This is a genomic window from Nonomuraea sp. NPDC049141 (assembly GCF_040648415.1).
Lineage (GTDB): Bacteria > Actinomycetota > Actinomycetes > Streptosporangiales > Streptosporangiaceae > Nonomuraea.
Genome location: NZ_JBEZDR010000012.1, coordinates 291,444 through 312,793, shown reverse-complemented (window position 1 = coordinate 312,793; position 21,350 = coordinate 291,444). Strand labels below are relative to the sequence as shown.

Annotated in this window: 17 protein-coding genes; 11 read left to right on the top strand and 6 right to left on the bottom strand. The window is 69.0% G+C overall.

What is annotated here, in order from left to right; translation table 11 throughout:
* The first annotated feature begins 14 nt into the window (after positions 1-14).
* Both AB0B91_RS34775 and AB0B91_RS34770 read left to right on the top strand, forming a co-directional pair.
* Positions 15-2,081 carry a DPP IV N-terminal domain-containing protein gene (locus AB0B91_RS34775; RefSeq protein ID WP_358328624.1) on the top strand — a complete coding sequence of 689 codons (2,067 nt, stop codon included), beginning with the start codon at positions 15-17 and terminating at the stop codon, positions 2,079-2,081.
* Between the two features lie 210 nt (positions 2,082-2,291).
* Positions 2,292-3,704 (top strand): alpha/beta hydrolase, encoded by a 1,413-nt coding sequence (locus tag AB0B91_RS34770; protein ID WP_358328622.1) that lies wholly within the window; start codon positions 2,292-2,294, stop codon positions 3,702-3,704.
* Positions 3,705-4,044: 340 nt separating this feature from the next.
* On the opposite strand, the gene AB0B91_RS34765 is transcribed toward AB0B91_RS34770, so the two are convergent.
* Positions 4,045-5,802, bottom strand: coding sequence for an ABC transporter ATP-binding protein (locus AB0B91_RS34765; RefSeq protein WP_358328619.1), 1,758 nt, complete (start codon positions 5,800-5,802; stop codon positions 4,045-4,047).
* 1 nt (position 5,803) lies between these two features.
* Positions 5,804-7,462, bottom strand: a complete 1,659-nt coding sequence (locus tag AB0B91_RS34760) for an ABC transporter ATP-binding protein (protein ID WP_358328616.1) — start codon at positions 7,460-7,462, stop codon at positions 5,804-5,806.
* Between the two features lie 774 nt (positions 7,463-8,236).
* Here AB0B91_RS34760 and AB0B91_RS34755 point away from each other — a divergent pair.
* Positions 8,237-8,857, top strand: a complete 621-nt coding sequence (locus AB0B91_RS34755) for a phosphotransferase (RefSeq protein WP_358328613.1) — start codon at positions 8,237-8,239, stop codon at positions 8,855-8,857.
* A gap of 15 nt (positions 8,858-8,872) precedes the next feature.
* Here AB0B91_RS34755 and AB0B91_RS34750 read toward each other — a convergent pair whose 3' ends face one another.
* A complete protein-coding gene (locus AB0B91_RS34750; protein ID WP_358328610.1) occupies positions 8,873-9,382 on the bottom strand; it encodes a GNAT family N-acetyltransferase in 510 nt (169 codons plus the stop codon).
* Between the two features lie 425 nt (positions 9,383-9,807).
* Here AB0B91_RS34750 and AB0B91_RS34745 point away from each other — a divergent pair, with 425 nt between their 5' ends.
* The 3 genes from AB0B91_RS34745 to AB0B91_RS34735 all read left to right on the top strand — a co-directional run bounded on the left by AB0B91_RS34745 (position 9,808) and on the right by AB0B91_RS34735 (position 12,827).
* Positions 9,808-10,941: an epoxide hydrolase family protein gene (locus AB0B91_RS34745; RefSeq protein WP_358328607.1), complete on the top strand. Its 1,134-nt coding sequence runs from the start codon at positions 9,808-9,810 to the stop codon at positions 10,939-10,941.
* A 253-nt stretch (positions 10,942-11,194) separates the two neighbouring features.
* On the top strand, positions 11,195-11,992 hold the full coding sequence (locus AB0B91_RS34740) for a class I SAM-dependent methyltransferase (RefSeq protein ID WP_358328604.1): 798 nt from the start codon (positions 11,195-11,197) through the stop codon (positions 11,990-11,992).
* 115 nt (positions 11,993-12,107) lie between these two features.
* Complete coding sequence (locus tag AB0B91_RS34735; protein WP_358328601.1) at positions 12,108-12,827, top strand: methyltransferase domain-containing protein; 720 nt, start codon at positions 12,108-12,110, stop codon at positions 12,825-12,827.
* Between the two features lie 292 nt (positions 12,828-13,119).
* On the opposite strand, the gene AB0B91_RS34730 is transcribed toward AB0B91_RS34735, so the two are convergent.
* From AB0B91_RS34730 to AB0B91_RS34720, 3 genes are read right to left on the bottom strand one after another with little or no spacing between them, the layout of a single operon-like run.
* Complete coding sequence (locus AB0B91_RS34730; RefSeq protein WP_358328598.1) at positions 13,120-13,863, bottom strand: succinate dehydrogenase/fumarate reductase iron-sulfur subunit; 744 nt, start codon at positions 13,861-13,863, stop codon at positions 13,120-13,122.
* On the bottom strand, positions 13,860-15,782 hold the full coding sequence (locus AB0B91_RS34725; protein WP_358328595.1) for a fumarate reductase/succinate dehydrogenase flavoprotein subunit: 1,923 nt from the start codon (positions 15,780-15,782) through the stop codon (positions 13,860-13,862). The genes AB0B91_RS34730 and AB0B91_RS34725 overlap by 4 nt, the downstream gene beginning before the upstream one ends.
* The gene (locus tag AB0B91_RS34720; RefSeq protein WP_358328592.1) at positions 15,779-16,525 is read right to left on the bottom strand and encodes a succinate dehydrogenase cytochrome b subunit; all 747 of its coding nucleotides are present in this window, start codon (positions 16,523-16,525) and stop codon (positions 15,779-15,781) included. The genes AB0B91_RS34725 and AB0B91_RS34720 overlap by 4 nt, the downstream gene beginning before the upstream one ends.
* 134 nt (positions 16,526-16,659) lie before the next feature.
* Here AB0B91_RS34720 and AB0B91_RS34715 point away from each other — a divergent pair, with 134 nt between their 5' ends.
* The 5 genes from AB0B91_RS34715 to AB0B91_RS34695 all read left to right on the top strand — a co-directional run bounded on the left by AB0B91_RS34715 (position 16,660) and on the right by AB0B91_RS34695 (position 21,330).
* Positions 16,660-17,589, top strand: a complete 930-nt coding sequence (locus tag AB0B91_RS34715; RefSeq protein ID WP_358328589.1) for a LysR substrate-binding domain-containing protein — start codon at positions 16,660-16,662, stop codon at positions 17,587-17,589.
* Positions 17,586-18,761 carry a SpoIIE family protein phosphatase gene (locus AB0B91_RS34710; protein WP_358328586.1) on the top strand — a complete coding sequence of 392 codons (1,176 nt, stop codon included), beginning with the start codon at positions 17,586-17,588 and terminating at the stop codon, positions 18,759-18,761. The genes AB0B91_RS34715 and AB0B91_RS34710 overlap by 4 nt, the downstream gene beginning before the upstream one ends.
* On the top strand, positions 18,758-19,906 hold the full coding sequence (locus tag AB0B91_RS34705; protein ID WP_358328583.1) for an ATP-binding protein: 1,149 nt from the start codon (positions 18,758-18,760) through the stop codon (positions 19,904-19,906). Before AB0B91_RS34710 ends, AB0B91_RS34705 begins: the two co-directional genes overlap by 4 nt.
* On the top strand, positions 19,896-20,348 hold the full coding sequence (locus AB0B91_RS34700; RefSeq protein WP_358328580.1) for a response regulator: 453 nt from the start codon (positions 19,896-19,898) through the stop codon (positions 20,346-20,348). Before AB0B91_RS34705 ends, AB0B91_RS34700 begins: the two co-directional genes overlap by 11 nt.
* Before the next feature lie 250 nt (positions 20,349-20,598).
* Entirely contained in the window at positions 20,599-21,330 is a 732-nt protein-coding gene (locus AB0B91_RS34695) for a hypothetical protein (protein WP_308127512.1), read from the top strand.
* Positions 21,331-21,350: the final 20 nt, after the last annotated feature.

Here is a 21,350-nt window from a genome sequence, read left to right as displayed (position 1 = left end):
GCAGGATTAGAGCCATGAGTGAGAGCTTCCCTCGCCTGTCGGCCAGGACCCGCAGGTTCACCCTCGGAGTGCCCAGGGGCTTCACGATCTCCCCCGACGGCGGCAAGGTCGTCTTTTTGCGGACGAAGTCGGGCACCGACCCGGTTACGTGTCTGTGGGAGCTCGACACCGAGACGCACATCGAGCGCCTCGTGGTCGACCCGCGCACGCTCGACGCCGACGACGGCGACCTCCCGCCCGAGGAGCGCGCCCGGCGCGAGCGCAGCCGTGAGCAGGCGGGTGGCGTCGTCGGCTACACCGCCGACTCCACCGTGTCCAGGGCCGCCTTCGCGCTGTCCGGCAGCCTGTACGTCACCGACCTGCCCGGCGGCGACACGCGGCGGCTGGAGACGCCTGGCGCGGTCATCGACCCCCGCATCTCCCCTGACGGGCAGCAGATCGCCTATGTCAGCGCGGGCGCCCTGCGAGTGCAGGACCTCGTGACGGGTGCCGACCGCGCCCTCGCGGAGCCCGAGTCGGAGACCGTCACGTACGGCCTGGCCGAGTTCATCGCCGCCGAGGAGATGGACCGGATGCGCGGCCACTGGTGGTCGCCGTCGAGCGACGCGCTCCTGGTCGAGCGGGCCGACGAGGCTCCGGTCCACACCTGGCACATCGCCGACCCGGCCAACCCGGACCGGCCCCCGGTGGCTCAGCGCTATCCGGCCGCCGGCACGCCCAACGCGGTGACGCAGTTGTTCGTGCTCGGTCTCGACGGGTCGCGGGTGGCGGTGCCGTACGAGGACGAATACCTCACGACGGCCGCGTGGAGCTCCCACGCGCTGTCGATCGTCACCATGCCGCGTGATCAGAAGCGCCTGCGCCTGTACACGGTCGACCCGGCGACCGGCCGGTCCACGCTGGTCCGCGAGAACACCGATCCGGCCTGGGTCGACATCGTCACCGGCGTGCCCGCGCACCTCGACGACGGCTCGCTGGTCTGGGTGGCCTCCGCCGACGGCGGCAACCGGCTGTTCGTGGGCGACCGCGCCGTCACCCCGCCCACCCTGCAGGTACGCGCGGTGCTCGACGTCGACCACGACAGCGTGCTGTTCAGCGCGAGCGGTGACCCCACCGAGATCCAGCTCTGGACCTGGGACGGCCACTCGCTGCTGCCCGTCTCGACCCGTTCCGGCGTGTTCTCTGGGCGGATGTCCGGCGGCGTCGGCGTACTGACCGAGCAGAGCCTCGACACCGAGGGTGTGTCCACCACCGTCGTACGGCGTGACGGCATGGCGATCCCGATCCCGTCCATGGCCGAGCCCCCCGGCCTCGACCTCCGGGTCTCGCTCGGCCGTTCCGGCCGCCGCGAGCTCTCCACCGCCGTGGTGCTGCCTTCCTGGCACGAGCAGGGCTCCCGGAAACTCCCGGTCCTGATGGATCCCTACGGCGGGCCGCACGCGCAGCGGGTGCTCAACCGTCGCGGCGGCTACCTGGAGAGCCAGTGGTTCGCCGAGCAGGGCTTCGCCGTCATCGTGGCCGACGGCCGCGGTACCCCCGGCAGGGGCCCCGCCTTCGAACGCGCCGTGCTGAACGACCTGGCCACCCCCGCGCTGGAGGACCAGATCGACGCCCTGCAAGGGGTGGCCGAGCAATATCCCAACGACCTCGACCTGACGAAGGTGGCCATCAGGGGCTGGTCGTTCGGCGGCTTCCTGGCGGCGCTGGCCGTGCTGCGCAGGCCCGACGTGTTCCACGCTGCGGTGGCGGGGGCGCCCGTCACGGACTGGCGGTTGTACGACACGTGTTACACCGAGCGCTACCTGGGGCATCCGGACGAGCAGCCCGATGTGTACGACAACTCCTCGCTCTTCGGTGACGCGGCCAAGCTGGAGCGGCCGTTGTTGCTGATCCACGGGCTCGCCGACGACAACGTCGTGGCCGCGCACACGCTGCGCCTGTCGTCCGCGCTCCTGGCGGCCGGACGCCAGCACAGCGTGCTCCCGTTGTCCGGCGTCACCCATATGACGCCGCAGGAGGTGGTGGCGGAGAACCTGCTGCTGCTGCAGGTCGAGTTCTTGAAGCGCTCCCTGGGCGCGTGACGCGGCTTCACCGCCGACGGCGGCTCCTTGGACCCTCAGACGGGTGACGCGACCTTCGCCCACAAACCAGGACTGACAACCGTGAGCTGATTCCCCGCGTGGTAGGTGTCATCAGCCCGTGGCATGACATGCCACGGGCTGATCTGCCTCCCCGCAGACCAGCCCGTGGTCCGATGCGGCCCAAGCCCCCTCCGCGGGATCGTCGTGCCCATGTTCAAACCCACCGTCCTCGCCCTCACCCTCCTCGCCTCCGGCTTCCAAACGCAGCAGGCGGCGCCTGCCCTCGCCGCCCAGCGAACACCCACCCTCACCTGGGCGGCCACCTGCCCGAACGACAAGGTCGGGATGACCTGTGCCGACCTCCAGGTCCCTGCCGACTGGCAGAAACCCGACGGCCGCAAGATCACTCTCAAACTGGGCCGGCTGAAGGCCACCGGCACGTCCTCCGAAGGATCGGTCCTGATCGCCTACGGCGGCCCGGGCGGCCCGGGCATCGCCTTGACCCAGACCTACGCGGACCTCTGGGCCAAACTCCGCGAACGGATGGACGTCATCACCTGGGACACCCGCGGCTACGGCGAGCAGTTCGGCGGCCTCAGCACCGGCCTGGCCTGCACCTGGACCCGCGTCCCATTGCCGGACTTCCCTGAGGACGACGCCGACTTCGGGCGGCTGTCCGACACCAACCGCGGCTACGCCGAAGCCTGCCGCAACAAGGACCCGGAGCTGTTCGCCAACATGAGCTCGGCCGACAACGCCAGAGACATGGAGGCCATCAGGAAGGCCCTGGGCGAGGCCAAGCTCAACTTCTACGGCGCCTCCTACGCCGGGATCTACGCACAGGACTACGCCCGGCTCTTCCCCGGCCAGGTGCGCACCATGGTGCTCGACGGCACGATCAGCCACAGCGGCACCGACTGGACCGCCGACATAGCCGACATGGCCAGAGACAACGAGACGTCGTTCACCCGCTTCTCCACCTGGTGCGCCGGTGCCGGCAAGTGCCAGGAAGTGCCCGCTCAGTGGCGCGGCCTGGTGGCCAAGGCCGACCGCTCCCCGATCCCCGCCAAGTCGGCCGGCATCGCCTACACGGGCCGCGACCTGCAGTCTCTCGCCCTAGGGTTCGCCCAGCAGGGCGCCCCCGGCTACCCCAAGCTGGCGGACGCCATCCGCAAGGCCGTGCACGGTGACGCCTCCGGCTTCGTCCCTGCCCGCGGCTCCCGCTACCCCGACCAGTCAACGGGCGTCACCGAATGCACCGACTGGCCGCGCCCAGCCAGCCGGGCCGAGCTCAACAAGACGATCGCCCGGCTCCGCAAGATCGCCCCCAACGCGGGCGCGGCCAACACACTGGCGACGGGCACGCTCGGCTGCATCGGCTGGCCGGTATCGGTGACCAACCCGCCCGCACCCCTCCCCAAGGGCCTGCCGCCGATGCTCGGCGCGGGTGCCTGGCGCGAGTCGGACGCGGTCGCCCGCATCCTCACGCAGGTCCCAGGCAGCGCCACCATCCACCACGACGGGCCGGGACACACGCTCTACGCCTTCAACGAATGCGCCCGCACCCACATCATCCGCTACTTCACGGACCGCACCCTGCCCTCTGAATCGACGAAGTGCTGACCTCTGGAAGCCCCCCACCCACTGGAAGCCCCCAACCCACGGTCGAAGTGCTGGCCACCTCACCCGCAGCCAGGAGCCAGTGACGACCGGAGCGGCGCACCAACCGCTCCACAAGGCTCCGTACGGCCCGCCCTCACTCGCTCGTCCCCCCTCCTGTCGTCACGAGCGAGTGGCAGCAGGAATCCATGCCAGCTACTCCACAGGGCTGCGTACGAACCACCCATCACCAACTCCTCCCACCTATGGGCCGGAGCGAGTGACAACCGGAGCGCCACACCTGCCACTCCACAAGGCGCGTACGAACCACCCACCTCACCACCAACTGCTCCTCGCTCACAGGTCAGGAGCGAGTGACAACCGGAGCACCATGCCAACTACTCCACAAGGCCGCGTACGAGCCGCCCTCAGCGACCAGCTCGTCGTGCGACCCCAGCTCGCTGATCCGCCCGTCCTCCACCACCGCGACCCGGTCCGCGTCGTGCGCCGTGTAGAGGCGGTGGGCGATGGCGATCACCGTGCGCCCGTCGAGCACCGCCGCCAGCGACCGCTCCAGATGCCGGGCCGCGCGGGGGTCGATGAGCGAGGTGGCCTCGTCCAGCACCAGCGTGTGCGGGTCCGCCAGCACCAGGCGGGCCAGCGCCAGTTGCTGGGCCTGGGCGGGAGAGACGGCCAGCCCGCCGGACCCGACGACCGTGTCGAGTCCGTCGGGCAGGGCGAGCACCCAGTCGAGCGAGTCGACCGCGGCGAGCGCCGTGCGCACGGCGGGGTCGTCGGCGTCCGGACGGGCGATCAACAGGTTGTCGCGGAGGGTGCCCTTGAAGATGTGGTGCTCCTGGGTGACCAGCGCGACGTGACCGCGCAGGTCGTCGATGGGCAGCTCGACCAGGGGCACGCCGCCCACCGACACCGAGCCGGTGCGCGGGCCGTGGATGCCGGCCAGCAGCCTGCCCAAGGTCGACTTGCCCGCGCCGGAGGGGCCGACCATGGCCAGCCGCTCCCCCGGCCGGACGGTCAGCGATACGCCATGCAGCACATCGCGGCCCTCGCGGTAGGCGTAGCGGACATCGTCGGCCTCCAGCAGTTCGCCCGCGGGCTGGGCGGTGGAGGCCGTCCGGTCGTCGGGCACGTTCGCCACGCCGAGCAGCCGGGCCATGGCGGCGCCGCCCACCTGCAACTCGTCGATCCACATGAGAAACCGGTCGAGCGGGTCGATGAGCTGCTGCGCGTACAGGGTGGCGGCGGTGACCTGGGCCAGCGAGACCCAGCCGTTGGTGTAGAACAGGCCGCCGACCAGCAACGTCGAGACGACCGGGATCACGTAGCCGAGCTCGACCATGGGAAACCAGACCGTGCGCAGCCCCAGCGTGTAGCGTTCGGCGGCCCACGAGCCGCCGATGTCGCGCGCGGTCCGCGCCTCGCGCCGCCGCTGGAGGCCGAGCGCCTCCACGGCCCTGGCGCCCTCGACGGTCTCGGCCAGCCCCTCGGTCATCTCCGCGTAGGCGGCGTTCTCGCGCAGGTAGCCGTCGCGGGCTCGGTTGAGATACCAGCGGGTGGAGATCCAGAGCAGCGGCGCCGCGATCAGCATCGGCAGCATGAGCAGCGGGCTGACCAGCACCACCGCGCCCATGGTGATCGCGAAGGTGACGATCGCGATCAGCGTCTCGGGTACGGCGTGCCGGACGGTCCGGGAGAGGGAGTCGACGTCTCGGGAGGTCCTGGTGATCAGGTCGCCCGAGCCGGCCCGCTCGACCGTAGACAGCGGCAGGCCGAGCACTCGGTCGACGAAGTCCTCACGCAGTTCGGCGAGGACCTTCTCGCCGAGCCTGGCCGAGGCGAGCACCGCGTAACGTACCAGCGCGCCCTGCCCCAACAGGAACACTCCGATGCCGACAGCAACGAGCAGCACATTGACGTGGCCGCCGTCCTGGACGTTCTGCACCAGTTTGCCGAGCTGCCAGGGCACGGCCAGCCCGACGATCGCCGCGAGCCCGTGCAGGGCCAGGGCGATGGCGAGCCGGCGCGGATACTTGAGCGTCAGCCGCCTGGCGTAGGCGCGCACCTGTTTCTGGTCGGCGACCGGCAGGATCTCGCGGGCCATGTCAGTCCTCCCCTCTCGTCACGGTCGCGGTGTATTCCGGCGAGGTCGCCAGCAGGTCGCGGTGCGCGCCTTCGGCGAGCACCCTGCCGTTCTCGACGTAGATCACGTGGTCGGTGCGGTCGAGCACCAGCGGGCTGGTCGTGCAGACCAGGGTGGTCTTGCCGGCGCGGGCCTTGGCCAGCCGCTCGCCGATGCGGGCCTCGCTGTGCGCGTCGACGGCGCTGGTCGGCTCGACCAGGATGAGCACCTCCGGATCGGCGAGCAGTGCCCTGACCAGCCGCAGGCGTTGCTGCTGCCCACCGGAGAACTCCCGGCCCGCCTCGGCGACCAAGGCGTCCAGCCCGTCGGGCAGGGCCTCGATGATGTCCTCGGCGCAGGCGACGTACAGCGCCTGCTGTACCCGCTCGTGGGAGGAGCCGCCACGAACGTCGAGCTCGTCGCGGAGCCTGCCGGCGAACAGGCGGGCGCCGTTGTCGGCGACCAGGATGCGCGTACGGACCTCGGCCATCGGCAGCGTCGCCAGCTCGGCCCCGCCGAAGGTGACGTCGCCGTCGGAGTAGCGGCCCAGCCGGTCGGCGATGGCGATGGCGTCCTCCGGCGCACCGGCCGCGATCGCGGTCAGGACGCCCGGCTGTACGGTGACGCCGCTGTAGGAGTCGCGCAGCACGCCGCCCTCGCTGGTGCCGGTGCCCCCTGACACCTCGGGCTCGATGGACAGGATGCGCACCACGCGGCGGGCCGCGACGTGACCCTTGGTCAGCTTGTCGGCGACCTCGGTGAGCGTACGCATCGGGCCGATCAGGAAGACCGCGTAGCCGTAGAAGGCGACGAGCTGTCCAGCGGTGATCTCACCGCCGATCGCGAACGACGCGCCGATCCCGGTGACGACCGCGATGAGTACGCCGGGCAGCAGGATCTGCGCGCCTTCGAGCAGCGACTCGACCTTCGACACGCTGACGCCCGCGTGCCGTACCCGCTGGGACTCTTCGCGGTAGCGCGCGGCGAACACCTGCTCGCCGCCGATGCCGCGCAGCACCCGCAGGCCCGCCACGATGTCGGCCGACCGGGTGGACAGCTCACCCGCCAGATCGCGCTGGATCTTCTGCCGCTTGTGCAGCGGCCTGAGCAGGGGCCCGACCGCGACGGCCATCAACGGCACCCCGAACATCACCAGCAGGCCCAGCGGCAGCGAGGTGGAGATGAGGATCACGGTGACCGCGATGATCGCCACGACGGCGCCGGTGCCGCGCAGCAGGACGTCCATCGAGTTACCGATGTGGGCGATGTCGGAGTTACCGACGCTGACCACCTCACCGGTCGACACCCGCTTGGGCAGCGTGGCGCCGAGCCGGGTGGCCTGCCTGGTGGTGACCTGTACGGTGCGGTAGGCGGCGGCCAGCCAGTTGTAGACCGCCATCCGGTGCCGCATGATCCCGGTGAACGCCTGCATCAGGCCGAGCCCGAGCATGATCGCCGACCAGATCAGCAGCGCCTGGGTGTCCTTCGCTGTGACGGCATCGATGCCGTTGCCGAGCACGGCGGGGACCAGCGCCTGCACCAGCCACCAGACGGTGGCGAAGCCGATGCCCGTCAGCAGTGCCGGCGTCTGCATGCGCGCGTTCCACCACAGGTACCGGAGCGGACTGCGGATATCGGGCATGCCTGGATCGGCTTCAGGAAGGGAGCGCATAGCTCATCAAGGTTGACAAGGGACCTGCTGACCCGGCAAACCATTTTCCGACTGACAGCCACGCCGACGCCCACCACCCAGGCCCCACTTCGGAAAGATCGCCCGCTCCGCCCCACCTCGGATCGCCCGTCACCGCTCCGGCCGCGATCCCCCGTTCCGTTCCCGTTCCCCTTCCGAGCAGGATCGCCCGTCCCTACTTCGGTCGGGATCGCCCGCCTCGCCCCACCTCGCATCGCCCGGCCCCACCTCGCATCGCCGGTCACCGTCGTGGATCGCCCGCCACCGTCGCGGCCGGGACCGGGGGCCGGGACCGGGACCTGGGGCCGGGACCGCCACCGTCGCGGCCGGGACCGGGACCTGGGGCCGGGACCGCCACCGTCGCGGCGGGGACCGGGGACCGGAGGCCGGGGGCCGGCGTTCCTCCCTCGGACGGGATGGCCATCCCGTCTCCTCCCGGGGTCGATGAGGCCCCTCCATCCGCGATCGGAGGGTTCCGGGGCGATGATCCATTACCCGATCACTCGTTCGGACGGCTTCCTCTTAAATGCCGCAGCCCGAGACACGCCGAAGCGCTTTACAGGGCGCATGTTCGCATCGGGATGACACTTCGTAGTGCTTTCGCCGTTCAGCCGCCCGGTGCCTGCGGTTTCCGCGCCGTTCTACGGCGGGCCCGGTCTTACACCGTGTATCGAGGGTGGCTCAGGTGATTCCGGGGACCTCCGCGGTGCGCCAGAATCGGTCCCTGTGAAGCACGGGTACACCAACAGCACGGTCGGCGACGACACCTGGGTCGTCAAGTGTTACGAGGGTCCTGACGCGGCGATCCGCCTCAGGACCGAGAGCAGGTTCCTGCGCCGGTTGCGCGGGCGACTGCCTGTGCCCGCCGTACATCAGGTGACCCCCACGAGCGTGACCACCCGGTACGTACGCGGCGCGCACGGCCAGGACCTGCTCGACGAAGGCCGCGTGATCGAGGTCCTCTCCGGATGCGGGCAGACGCTCGCCCGCATCCATCGGCTGGGGATCGTGCACGGCGACTACGGGCCGCAGAACCTGCTGTTCGACCCGGCCACGTTCGAGACGGCGGCGATCCTCGACTGGGAATGGGCGCACCCGGGCGAGCCGACCGAGGATCTCGCCTGGTGCGAATGGATCGTGCGCATGCACCACCCGGAACACGTACCGCGCCTGCCGTCCTTCTTCGACGCGTACGGCGGGCCGGTGCCGTCGTGGCCGGATCGTCACGCGGCCATGCTGGCGCGCTGCCGTGCCCTGCTCGACTTCACCGGCCGGTGGGAGCCGGGCGGTGACGGCGAGAAGCTGTGGCGTGAGCGCCTCGACATCACCGCCTCCTGGACCGCCTGACACACCCGACCCCAGTCAGGGCAGCAGTTGCAATCGCCAGTCGTTGCAGCGCATCGGATGACCGGCCGGATATTCGAAGTCGACTTCCCCGACGAAAGTGAACCCGGCCTTGCGGCAGATCGCATTGGATGCCGGATGTCCCACGGACGGGTAGGCGTGCAGATGCTTGTTCCTGCCCTCCGCCCGAGCCTTGATCGCCACGGCGATGGCGGCGGCCGTCGCGATGCCCCGCCCCTGGAACTCCGGTAACACCCCCCAGCCCGTCTCATACACGGTCTCGCCCTGCCATTCCCGCTCCCAGTAGCCGATCGAGCCGGCCGACTCCAGCTCAGGCTCGACGACCACGCTGAACATGGCACCCAGTCCCGGCGCATCCAGCTTGAGATAGCGCTCGTGCCGCGCGACCACCTGGTCCTCGGTTTCGGGACCGCCCAGGTGCTCGGTCATCTCGGGGTCGTTGAGGCGGCGCAGTAGCTCGAGGTCACCCTGCGACCAGGGCTCAAGCCGGACAAAAGGTATCTCCATCTCGCGGATGGTACTCAACGAGTCTGACAACCATGATGCTGTTGTCTCGTCCGGGTGAACCTTGCCTGGGCACCGTCGAGCCTCTCGGCGCGGTGCCTGACCCGCGACGGCTGAGCGACCACGTCCCGGACCTACCCGACGCCCAACGTCGTCACCGGCGACTGGCCGGCGAGGGCCTTGGCTGCATGGAGCACTCGGCACCGAACGTCTCAAACCGTTCCCGAAACCCGAGGCCGTACGGCCGACAGCACACCTGCCGAGCGGCTGGACATCCGCGGGTTGGAGCATCAGGAAGCACCAACACCCCGGATCTTGGCGCCCACCAACAAGACCCACCGCATCCACGCATGCCCGTCATCTAGGAAAGAACTCGACCGCAATGGCTTCTACCGTCGATCCCGTTGTCGCGACCCATCGGGAGAAGCATGAGTACCGAGATCCGCCCATTCAAAATCGACATCGTCCAGGCAGATCTGGATGACCTGAACGAGCGCCTGGATCGCATCCGGTGGCCCCAGCAGTTGCCCGGCGAAGGATGGAGCCGTGGTGTCCCCACTGCGTCCCTGCGAGAACTTGCCGGCTACTGGCGCAACGAGTACGACTGGCGCCGACACGAGGCGCGACTGAACGAGTTTCCGCAGTTCATGACCGAGATCGACGGTCAGGACGTCCATTTCCTCCACATACGCTCGGCCGACCCCGCCGCTCTGCCACTCATCCTCACGCATGGCTGGCCGAACTCGTTCGTGGAGTTCACCGAGCTCATCGGCCGCCTCACCGATCCCCGCACGCACGGCGGTGATCCCGCCCAGGCCTTCCACGTCGTCGTGCCCTCTGTGCCAGGCTTCGGATTCTCCGCGCCGCCGCGCGGGACCGGTTGGACCGCGACACGCGTGGCGCGGATCTGGGCAGAACTCATGGGCCGCCTAGGTTACGAGCGATATGGCACGCAAGGCGGAGATTTCGGAGCGTATGTTGCTCCAGAGGTGGCCAAGATTGCCCCAGACCATGTTGTCGGCGTCTATGTCATCGGTGGTCTTGGCTTCCCCACCGAGAAGGATCTTCCGGAGATGACGGAGAAGGAGCAGGCCGCCTTCACCCTTTTGATGGAACAGGACTGGATGAACGGGGTCGACCACCATGCGCTGCTGCGTACGGCCCCGCAGACCTTCGCCTATGGGTGGAACGACTCCCCGCTCGCGGCACTGGCCTGGATGACCCAGAAGTTCCACGAGTTCAACGCCTCCGGCCGGCCCCTGGAGCAGGCGATCGACCGGGACCTGTTCCTGACCAACGTGAGCCTGTACTGGTTCACCGGGACGTTCGGGACGTCGGCCTGGCCGTACTACGAGAGTAGTGGCTTCGGCTGGCCGGAAGGGCAGGACCTCGTGCCGACCGGCGTTTACAGCGGACCGCCCGGCATCCGCCGGCTCGCGGAACGCCACAACACCATCCTCCACTGGCCAACGGACAACCCTGCCGGTCACCATTTCATCGCCATGGACCAACCAGATCATTTTGCCGCTGACATCCGTACCTTCTTCGCCAAACTCCGCTGACCCGGCGCCTCGTCCTCCCCGGGCGAGGCGGCCTCACGCGCTATCCACCGAAGATGCGGTGTACAGGTCCGCTGCCGATGTACGGACCAAGCCCTCAACCCACAGCCCAGCGCGTCACCCGCTGACAGGGTTGAGCCGGAACGGACAGTACCGGCGAAGTTTTCAACGCCCGGATCAAGACTGTCAACCGGGCGTCCGATCAGAGCAGGATGCTCCGGTGACAGCGGTGTCGCCGTAGTGTCAGGATCGGAGTATGTCCCGCGATCTTCGGCTGCGAGCCACCTTCGACAGCGCGGCCGACTCCTATCAGGACGCACGCCCCGACTACCCGGCCGAGCTGTACTCCGACCTGCTCGCCATCACGGCGATCACGCCACCCGCGCACCTGCTCGAAGTCGGATGCGGTCCGGGGAAGGCCACGCTGCCCCTGGCGCGGATGGGATTCCAGATCACCGCGATCGAACTCGGTGCCGCCCTGGCGGCGGAGGCACGGCACCGCCTCGCCGAATTCGGCGACACTTCCGTGATCACGTCGTCATTCGAAGACTGGGAGCCGCCGACAGGGACCCGCTTCGATCTCGCCTATGCGGCCACGGCGTGGAAGTGGGTGGACCCGGAGGTCAAGTACGCGAAAGCCGCCAAGCTCCTCATCCCGGGCGGCCACCTGGCCGTGTGGAACGCCGACCACGCGATGCCGGTCGGCTTCGACCCGTTCTTCACCGAGATCCAGCAGGTCTACGAGGAGATCGGCGAAGTCCATGACGGCCCGTGGCCACCGCCGCCGCCCGAGGACCTGCCCAACCCCGTCGCCGCCGAGTTCGAGGCCTCCGGGCATTTCACGGTGGTCGGGACGAAGCTCTACGTATGGGCTCTGCGCTACACGGCGGACGAATACATCGCCCTGCTCGACACGTTCTCCGGCCACATCGCCATGGAGCCGGCCAAGAACGAGTACCTCTACCAGGAGATACGCCGCCGCCTCGCCGCACGCCCGGACGGACGGCTCACCCGCCACTGGTCGGTCGTCCTCACCATCGGCCGACGCCTTTAGAGCGCATGACGTGGAGAGCGCACTGGACGTCTTGCAGGTCCAGGCAGTACGACAATGCGCTGGATCTTGCCGTTCTCTCCTCAGAAACCGCACATTCCCCTGCTTGGCTCAGATCATGACGACCATCGCGTACCTTGACCAACTCGCCGCCAGCGCCCCCGGTCGCGCGTACAAGCGTGACTTGCTGACCATGATGGACCTGCGGCCCGGCCAGACCGTGCTCGACATCGGTTGCGGGCCCGGCACCGACCTGGCCGACCTCTCCGACGGCGTCGCCTCTTCCGGTACGGTGATCGGCCTCGACCATGATCCGGTCATGGTGGACCGGGCCCGGGTACGGCTCGCCGGCCGTACCAACGTCGAGATCCTCGTCGGCGACGCCCACGCGATGCCGCTCGCCGACGACAGCGTCGACCGGGCTCGCACGGATCGGATGCTGCAACATGTGCCGGATCCGGGGCGAGTGGTGGCGGAGTTCCGCCGCGTGGCCCGACCGGGCGCCGTCATCGCCATGGCCGAACCCGACTGGCACGGCCTGCTGATCGACTCACCGGCAGGCCAGGGCCTCGTCCGGTACATCACCACGGAAGTGATCCGGAACCCGGCCATCGGCCGCAGCCTCGTCCGCCTCGCCGAACAGGCCGGGCTGACGGTGCGGACCGCAGCGGTGTTCAGCCCGGTGATCCGGGACATGGAGACGGCCGAACAACTCTTCGGCCTCCGCCGGACCCTCTCCAGGGCTGTGGACGCGGGCTACCTGGATCCCGCCGATGTCGGCTCGGCACCGTTCGTGGTCAGTTGCACGCTGTTCATGGTGGTGGCCGACGCCCCTTGACGGCGCCCACCCTTGACGCCCGGCTCCCCCGACACCACCAGGGACGGCACCTCCGTCGGCAACTCCTGCCCCGCGACCGGACGGACGCCCGGACGGGTGGCCGGACGGGTGGCCGGACGGGACGGGTGCCCGGACGGGTGCCGGACCGGTGGCCGGACGGGACGGGTGCCGGACCGGTGCCGGACCGGTGCCGGACGGGTGGCCGAACTGGGCGGGTGCCGGGCGGGCGGACCTGGCGGATGCCGGGCGGGGGCCCTGGGGACGGAGCACTCCGCCCCCAGGGTCAGGCAGATCAACCGGCCGAGTTGGCCTTGAGGTAGTCGCTGTTCATCTGGGCGATCGTGTCCAGTGGAATCCCCTTGGGGCAGACAGCGGTGCACTCACCCGTGTTCGTGCACCCGCCGAACCCCTCAGCGTCCATCTGGTCCACCATCGCCTTGGCCCGCGTCAGCCGTTCCGGCTGTCCCTGGGGAAGGAGCGACAGGTGGGTGATCTTCGCGGCCGTGAAGAGGGACGCCGAGCCGTTGGGGCAGGCCGCCACGCAGGCGCCGCACCCGATGCAGGTGGCGGCGTCGAAGGCGTCATCGGCGTCCTCCTTGCGGACCGGGATGCTGTGAGCGTCGGGGGCCGAACCCGCCGGGACCGAGACGAAGCCGCCGGCCTGGATGATGCGGTCGAACGCCGACCGGTCCACCACCAGGTCCTTCACCACCGGGAACGGTGCCGCGCGCCACGGTTCGATGGTGATGGTGGCGCCGTCTTCGAAGTGGCGCATGTGGAGCTGGCAGGTGGTGGTGGCGCGCTGCTCGCCGTGGGCGACGCCGTTGATGACCATGCCGCACATGCCGCAGATGCCCTCGCGGCAGTCGTGGTCGAAGGCCACCGGATCGTCGCCGGAGAGGATGAGGCGCTCGTTGAGCACGTCGAGCATCTCCAGGAACGACATATCCGGCGAGACCTCTTCAACCCGATAAGTCACCATCTTTCCGGGAGCTGAGGGGCCGTTCTGGCGCCAGACGCGAAGGGTCAGGTTCACTTGTAGCTCCGCTGGGTCATCTTGACGTACTCGTACTCGAGCGATTCCTTGTGCAGCACCGGTCCGTCCCCGGAGAACTCCCAGGCCGACACGTGGGCGAAGTGCTCGTCATCGCGCAGGGCCTCGCCCTCGGCGTCCTGCGACTCGGCGCGGAAGTGGCCGCCGCACGACTCGGTACGGATCAGCGCGTCGAGGCACATGAGCTCGGCGAGGTCGAAGAAGTCCGCGACCCGCCCGGCCTTCTCCAGGACCTGGTTCAGCTCCTCGGCGGTCCCCGACACCTTGACGTCGCGCCAGAACTCCTCGCGCAGCTCCGGAATGCGCTCCAGCGCCTTGCGCAGCGACTCCTCGGTGCGCTCCATGCCGCAGTAATCCCACATGAGCTTGCCCAGCTCGCGGTGGAAGGAGTCCGGGGTGCGCGTGCCGTTCACCGCCATCAGCCTGTCGATCTTGGTACGCACCTTGATCTCGGCCTCGGCCACGGCCTCGTCGGAGACCTCCTCGAACGGCCCGGCCGCCAGGTAGTCGCCGAGCGTCGTGGGCAGCACGAAGTAGCCGTCGGCCAGGCCCTGCATCAGCGCGGAGGCGCCGAGGCGGTTGGCGCCGTGGTCGGAGAAGTTGGCCTCGCCGATCACGAACAGGCCGGGGATGGTGGACTGCAGGTCGTAGTCCACCCACAGGCCGCCCATCGTGTAGTGGACGGCCGGGTAGATGCGCATCGGCGTCTCATAGGGGTTCTCCCCCGTGATGCGCTCGTACATCTCGAAGAGGTTGCCGTACTTCTTCTCCACGGCCTCCCGCCCGAGGCGGCCGATCGCGTCGGCGAAGTCCAGGTAGACGCCCAGCCCACCGGGGCCGACGCCGCGTCCCTCGTCGCAGACGTTCTTGGCGGCGCGGGAGGCGATGTCCCGGGGGACGAGGTTCCCGAAAGCCGGATAAATCCGCTCCAGGTAGTAATCGCGGTCGGCTTCCGGGATCTCCCCGGCGGGCCGCGAGTCACCCCCGACCTTCGGCACCCATACGCGGCCGTCGTTGCGCAGCGACTCCGACATCAGCGTCAGCTTCGACTGGTACTCGCCCGACACCGGAATGCAGGTCGGGTGGATCTGCGTGTAGCAGGGGTTGGCGAAGTACGCGCCGCGCTCGTGCGCCCGCCAGATCGCCGTGGTGTTGCACCCCTTGGCGTTCGTGGACAGGAAGAACACGTTCCCGTAGCCGCCGGAGGCCAGCACGACCGCGTCGGCCACGTGCCGCTCGATCTCGCCCGTGACCATGTCACGGACGATGATCCCGCGCGCCCGGCCGTCGGCGACGATCAGGTCGAGCATCTCGTGCCGGGTGAACATCTCCACGGTCCCGGCCGCGATCTGCCGCTCCAGTGCCTGGTAGGCGCCGAGCAGCAGCTGCTGGCCCGTCTGGCCGCGCGCGTAGAAGGTGCGGGAGACCTGCGCGCCGCCGAAGGAGCGGGTGTCCAGCAGTCCGCCGTACTCGCGGGCGAACGGGACGCCCTGGGCGACCGCCTGGTCGATGATGTTCACGGAGACCTGGGCGAGGCGGTAGACGTTCGACTCGCGGGCCCGGAAGTCCCCGCCCTTCACCGTGTCGTAGAAGAGGCGATAAATCGAGTCACCGTCGCCGCGGTAGTTCTTCGCGGCGTTGATCCCACCCTGCGCGGCGATGGAGTGCGCGCGGCGCGGTGTGTCCTGGTAGCAGAACGACTTGACGTTGTAGCCCAGCTCGCCCAGCGTCGCGGCGGCCGACCCGCCGGCCAGGCCGGTGCCGACCACGATCACGTTGAGCTTGCGCTTGTTGGCCGGGTTGACGAGCTTGGCGGCGAACTTCCGCTTCTCCCACCGGTCCTCGATGGGACCCGAAGGAGCCTTGGTGTCCTGGATCTCGGGGCCTTCGGTGTACTTCACTTGATCACTCCGAACGTGACGGCGAGCGGCGGCGCGAGAAAGCCGATGACCAGGACCGCGGACACCAGCGCCGCGACCGGGCGAAGGGCCTTGAAACGGGCGGCCCAGCCGAGCGTCTGGAACATGCTCCAGATGCCGTGCCGCAGGTGCAGGCCGACCATGACGACGGCCACGACGTAGAAGAGCGTGACCCACCAGCGCGACAGGTCGAACCCGGCGATCATCCGGTCGGCCGGCGCGGAGTCGAACCCCTTGGGGTTCACCACGCCGAAGGTCAGGTCGAGCAGGTGCCAGACCAGGAAGAGCAGGATCGTGACGCCGCCCCACCGCATGATGTGCGTGGTGTAGCCCTGGGCCTGCGACTTCTTGGCCACGTACTTCACCGGCCGGGCGTGGCGAGCCCGCCGCGCGAGCGAGATCGCCGCCCACATGTGCAGGACCACCGACACGACGAGGCCGACCTCCAGGATCGTCAGCACCGTCCGGTACGGCGCGAGCGGCTCCAGCAGCGTGCGGAGCGCCTCGGCGTACTCGTTGAACGAGTCCTTGCCCAAGAAGATCTTGAGGTTGCCCAGCATGTGGAGGACCAGGAAGAGCACCATGGCGGCGCCCGTCACGGCCATGATGACCTTCTTGCCGTTCGACGAGCGCAGGAACCCGCCGCGCTTTCCGGGCGTTGGCTTCTTCGGTGCGGGCTTCGAGACTGGCGCGGTAGCGGCGCCCCGCTCAATCGTGGCTGTCACACCTTAAGACGCTAGATATCCAGCCATGATCCGTCCAAGTCATGACGGGCCTGGTTTCCATAGCCTTCAGCTATGATGCTTGGTTTGTACGGCCGACGTAAGGAAATCCCGTCAGCCGGTGCGAGGAAAATCACATGCAGTTGCAGCAACTCGCCTACTTCGTCGCGGTGGCGGAGACCAGGCACTTCACTCAGGCCGCCGAGCGGATGCGGGTCGCCCAGCCGTCACTCAGCAAGCAGATCAAGGCGTTGGAGAGCGACCTCGGCGCCCCGCTGTTCTCCAGGGCGCGCGGCAACGTCACGCTGACCCCGGCGGGAGAGGCGCTGCTGCCGCTCGCCCGCCGGATGCTGGCCGACGCCGGCACCGCCAGGCAGGAGGTGGCCGAGCTCGCCGGGCTGCGCAGGGGCCGGGTACGGCTCGGCGCCACGCCGTCACTCTGCGCCGGGCTGCTGGCCGACGCCCTGGCCCGCTTCCACCGCGCCTACCCGGGCATCGAGCTGCTGGTCGAGGAGGACGGCTCGCGTGACCTGGTCAGGGCGCTGGCCCGCGGGCAGCTCGACCTTTCGCTCATCATCACGCCGCTGCAGGGCGACGACCCGTCGCTGGTGACCGAGGAGATCCTGCGCGAGAACCTGGTCGTAGTGACACCGTCCCACCAGCCGGAACGCAAGCCGTACCTGCGCATCGAGGATCTGCGCGGCCGGGCGATGGTGATGTTCCGGCGTGGCTACGACCTGCGCGAGGCGACGCTGGCGGCGTGCCGGCAGGCCGGGTTCGAGCCCAGGTTCGCGGTGGAGGGCGGGGAGATGGACGCGGTCCTGCGGTTCGTGGAGGCGGGGCTGGGGCTGGCCGTGGTGCCGTCCATGGTGCTCGACGGGCGGCCGGGGCTGACCGGCACTCCGCTGGCGCCGCCGGGGCTCAGCCGGACCATCGCGCTGGCCCACCGCAAGGATGTGGAGCCGACGAGGGCGGCGCAGGCGTTCCGGGCGACGCTGCTCTCCTTCGTCGTCGAGGCCGGTCACGATCACACGCTTCCGCAAGGGGTCGAGCTCATCGCAGAATGAACCAGAACAGGTCCAACATCTATGAAGAGGCGCGTGTGACGGCAACGCTCAACGAAACGCTGACGCTCCTCCTCATCGAGGACGACGACGGTGACGCGTTCCTGGTGGAGGAGCTACTCAAGCAGGCCGAGGCCCCACCTCGGATCACCTGGGTACGCAGTCTGGAGGAGGGCAAGGCCAAGCTCGACTCCCGGATCCAGTGCGTACTCGTCGACCTCTCGCTGCCCGACGCCACCGGCCTGGAGGCGCTGGAGCAGGTGCTGGCGGCGGCACCGCACGCGGCCGTGCTGGTGCTCACCGGGCTGCGCGACGCCCACGTGGGGGTCGCCGCGGTCAAGGCCGGCGCGCAGGACTACCTGGTCAAGCAGGATGTCGACGCGCGGCTCCTGGCCAGGGCCATCCGCTACGCGATGGAACGCAAGCGGGCCGATCTGGCGCAGCTCCGGTTGGTCGCGGCCGAGCTGACCGCCAAGGAGAACTCCCGGCTGGAGAGCGGCCTGTTGCCCGTCGCCCTGCTGCACACCGACGCGCTGGACCACACCACCCGTTACCTGCCGGGCAGCCAGGGGGCGCTGCTGGCCGGCGACTTCCTCGACACCGTGCAGACGCCCGACGGTTCGGTGCACATCGTGATCGGCGACGTCTGCGGGCACGGCCCCGACGAGGCCGCGCTCGGCGTGGCGCTCCGCATCGCCTGGCGCACGCTGGTGCTCGCCGGGCAGACCGGCGAACGGCTGCTGCGCACGCTCGACGCCGTGCTGCGCGCGGAACGCCAGGCCCCGGAGATCTTCACCACGCTCTGCATGGCGACGATCACGCCCGACCTGCGCAACGCCAGGATGCGGGTGGTCGGCCATCCACCGCCGGTCCTGGTACGCGACGGGGTCGTCAGCGTGGTCGACGGCGCGCCCTCGGGGCCGCCGCTCGGCATCTTCTCCGACGCCGAATGGACCGTCCTCGACGTGCCCCTGGGCGACGAATGGTCGATGATGCTCTACACCGACGGCCTGATCGAGGCCGCGGTGGGCGAGCAGAAGGAACTGCTCGGCGTGGAGGGACTGGTCGACCTGGTACGCGAGCACGGCTCGATCGACCTCGACCGGCTCATCAGGCACGTGGGCACGCTCAGCGACGACCTCGCCGCGATACTCGTCAGCAGGAGGCCGGAGTGAGGATCCATCCGCTGCCCCCGCCGAAGCCGGCGACGGGCCTCGGCAAGTTGCCGGTGGCCCGCTGGTTCGTCGCCATCGGCGTGGTGACCGCCGTGGCGTTCGTGATGGGCTCTGTGCTGATCATGATGCTGGTCGCCGACGTACGGGCGCAGGGGCCGCGGCCCAACGTCGCGGCCCAGCTCGACCGGCTGAACGTGGCGCTGATCGTGCTGCTGGCCGTGATGGCCGCGGCGGGGGTCGGGCTGGTGTTCATCGTCCGTTTCGCCGTACTGAAGCCCATCGCCCAGCTCACCGACCAGGTACGCAAGGTCGCGGCGGGCGACTTCGACCATCAGCTCAGCGTGGAGCGGCCGGCGGAGCTGGCCGAGCTGTCGAGCCACGTCGACTCCATGCGCCGGCGTGTCCTGACGGCCTGGCGCCGGGCCGAGGAGCAGGCCGACGAGCTGCGCAGGTCCAACGGGGAGCTGGAGCAGTTCGCCTACGTCGCCAGTCACGACCTGCAGGAGCCGCTCCGCAAGGTCGCCAGCTTCACGCAGATGCTGGAGCAGAGGTACGGGGACAAGCTCGACGACCGGGCCAAGGAGTACATCCGCTACGCCGTCGACGGCGCCAAGCGCATGCAGCTGCTCATCAACGACCTGCTCGACTTCTCCAGGGTCGGCCGGGTCACCGGCGAACGGGTGACCACCGACACGGGCGCCGCGCTCTCCACGGCCCTGGACAACCTCTCGGCCGCGATCGAGGACACCGGGACGGTCGTCACCAACGACGCCATGCCCAAGGTCGTCGGCAACCGGGGCCAGCTCACCCAGCTCTTCCAGAACCTGATCGAGAACGCCGTCAAGTTCCGCTCGGACCTGCCGCCGCGCGTGCACATCGGCGTCGAGCGGGCCGGGGAGATGTGGGAGTTCAGCTGCGCGGACAACGGGATCGGGGTGGAGGCCAAGTACGCGGACCGCATCTTCCTGATATTTCAGCGTTTGCATGCGAGAGACGTGTATCCAGGGACTGGCATCGGGCTCGCGCTCTGCCGCAAGATCGTCGAGTATCACGGTGGGCAGCTCTGGCTCGACGGCGAGGCCGACGGGCCGGGCGCGACGTTCCGCTGGACCCTGCCCGCGGCTGGAGATGAAGATGACGACTGACTGGCGGCCGATCGAGGTGCTCCTCGTCGAGGACGATCAGGGTGACGTGCTCCTCACCAAGGAGGCGTTCGACTTCAACAAGGTCCGCAACCGCCTGCACGTGGTCAACGACGGTGAGCAGGCGATGGCCTTCCTGCGCCGGGAGAACGACTACCACGAAGCCCCCACGCCCGACCTCATTCTGCTCGACCTGAACCTGCCCAGGATGGGCGGCCTGGAGGTGCTCAGCGAGGTCAAGGCCGACGCCGAGCTGCGGACGATCCCGGTGGTGATCCTGACGACCTCGGAGGCGGAGGAGGACATCCTGCACAGCTACCGGCTGCACGCCAACGCTTACGTCTCCAAGCCGGTGGATTTTGAGCAATTTATCCGGGTTGTCCGCCAAATAGATGATTTTTTCGTGACTGTGGTTAAGCTGCCGAGCAAAGGGCAGCCCACGTGACAGGGGTACGTGACAGGAATCACAGCGAGTCATCGAAAAAGTGAGTGACCCTCCTCACAAATCCCGAGGCGGTCGTCGTAACGTATCCCCCACCAAATGCGCGCCGCGAGCGGAGGCCCCGCCCCGCCGTGTACGCGCCAACCGAACGACCCGGATTCCCTGTGAGCAGGGTCCGCGGGAGGTGGAGAGGTCCGCGATGACCCAGACGACGCCCGATGCTCCTGTCAGAAGGCAGCGTGCGCAGATCAGGGTGCGCACGTTGCGCACCGACAGATGGTGGCTGGCCCCGCTGCTGACGTTCCTGGCGCTCAGCGCCTTCCTCGTCTACGGCGTGTGGGCGATCATCGACGGCAGCTACTACTTCGACCCGTACATCGCCCCGTTCTCGTCGCCCTGCCTCACCACCTCGTGTGCTGAGGGAGCGCGGCTGTTCGGCTGGGCGCCGATCGGCGACTGGTACACGCTGCCGCCCGGCCTGCTGATTCTCGGCCTGCCCGGTGGGTTCCGGCTGACGTGCTACTACTACCGCAAGTCCTACTACCGGTCGTTCTGGCTGTCGCCGCCCGCGTGCGCCGTACAGGAGCCGCACGGCAAGTACAGCGGCGAGACCCGCTTCCCGCTGATCATGCAGAACATCCACCGGTACTTCTTCTACGCGGCCATCGTCATCGGCGCGATCCTGAGCTACGACGCGATCCTCGCGGTCATCCACAAGCCGCTGGGCCTCGGCTCCTGGGTCCTGATCGCCAACGCCGTCCTGATCGTCGCCTACACGCTGTCGTGCCACTCCTGCCGGCACATCACCGCGGGCCGGCTCAACCACTTCTCCCGGCATCCGCTTCGCTACCGGGCCTGGACCTTCGTCTCCAAGCTCAACGCCAAGCACCAGCCCCTCGCGTGGGCCTCGATGTTCTCCGTCATGGGCGCCGACCTGTACGTCCGCCTCGTCGCCAAGGGCATCATCGCCTTCCCGTACGCGTAAGGCCTCTTCTGTTAGGACAT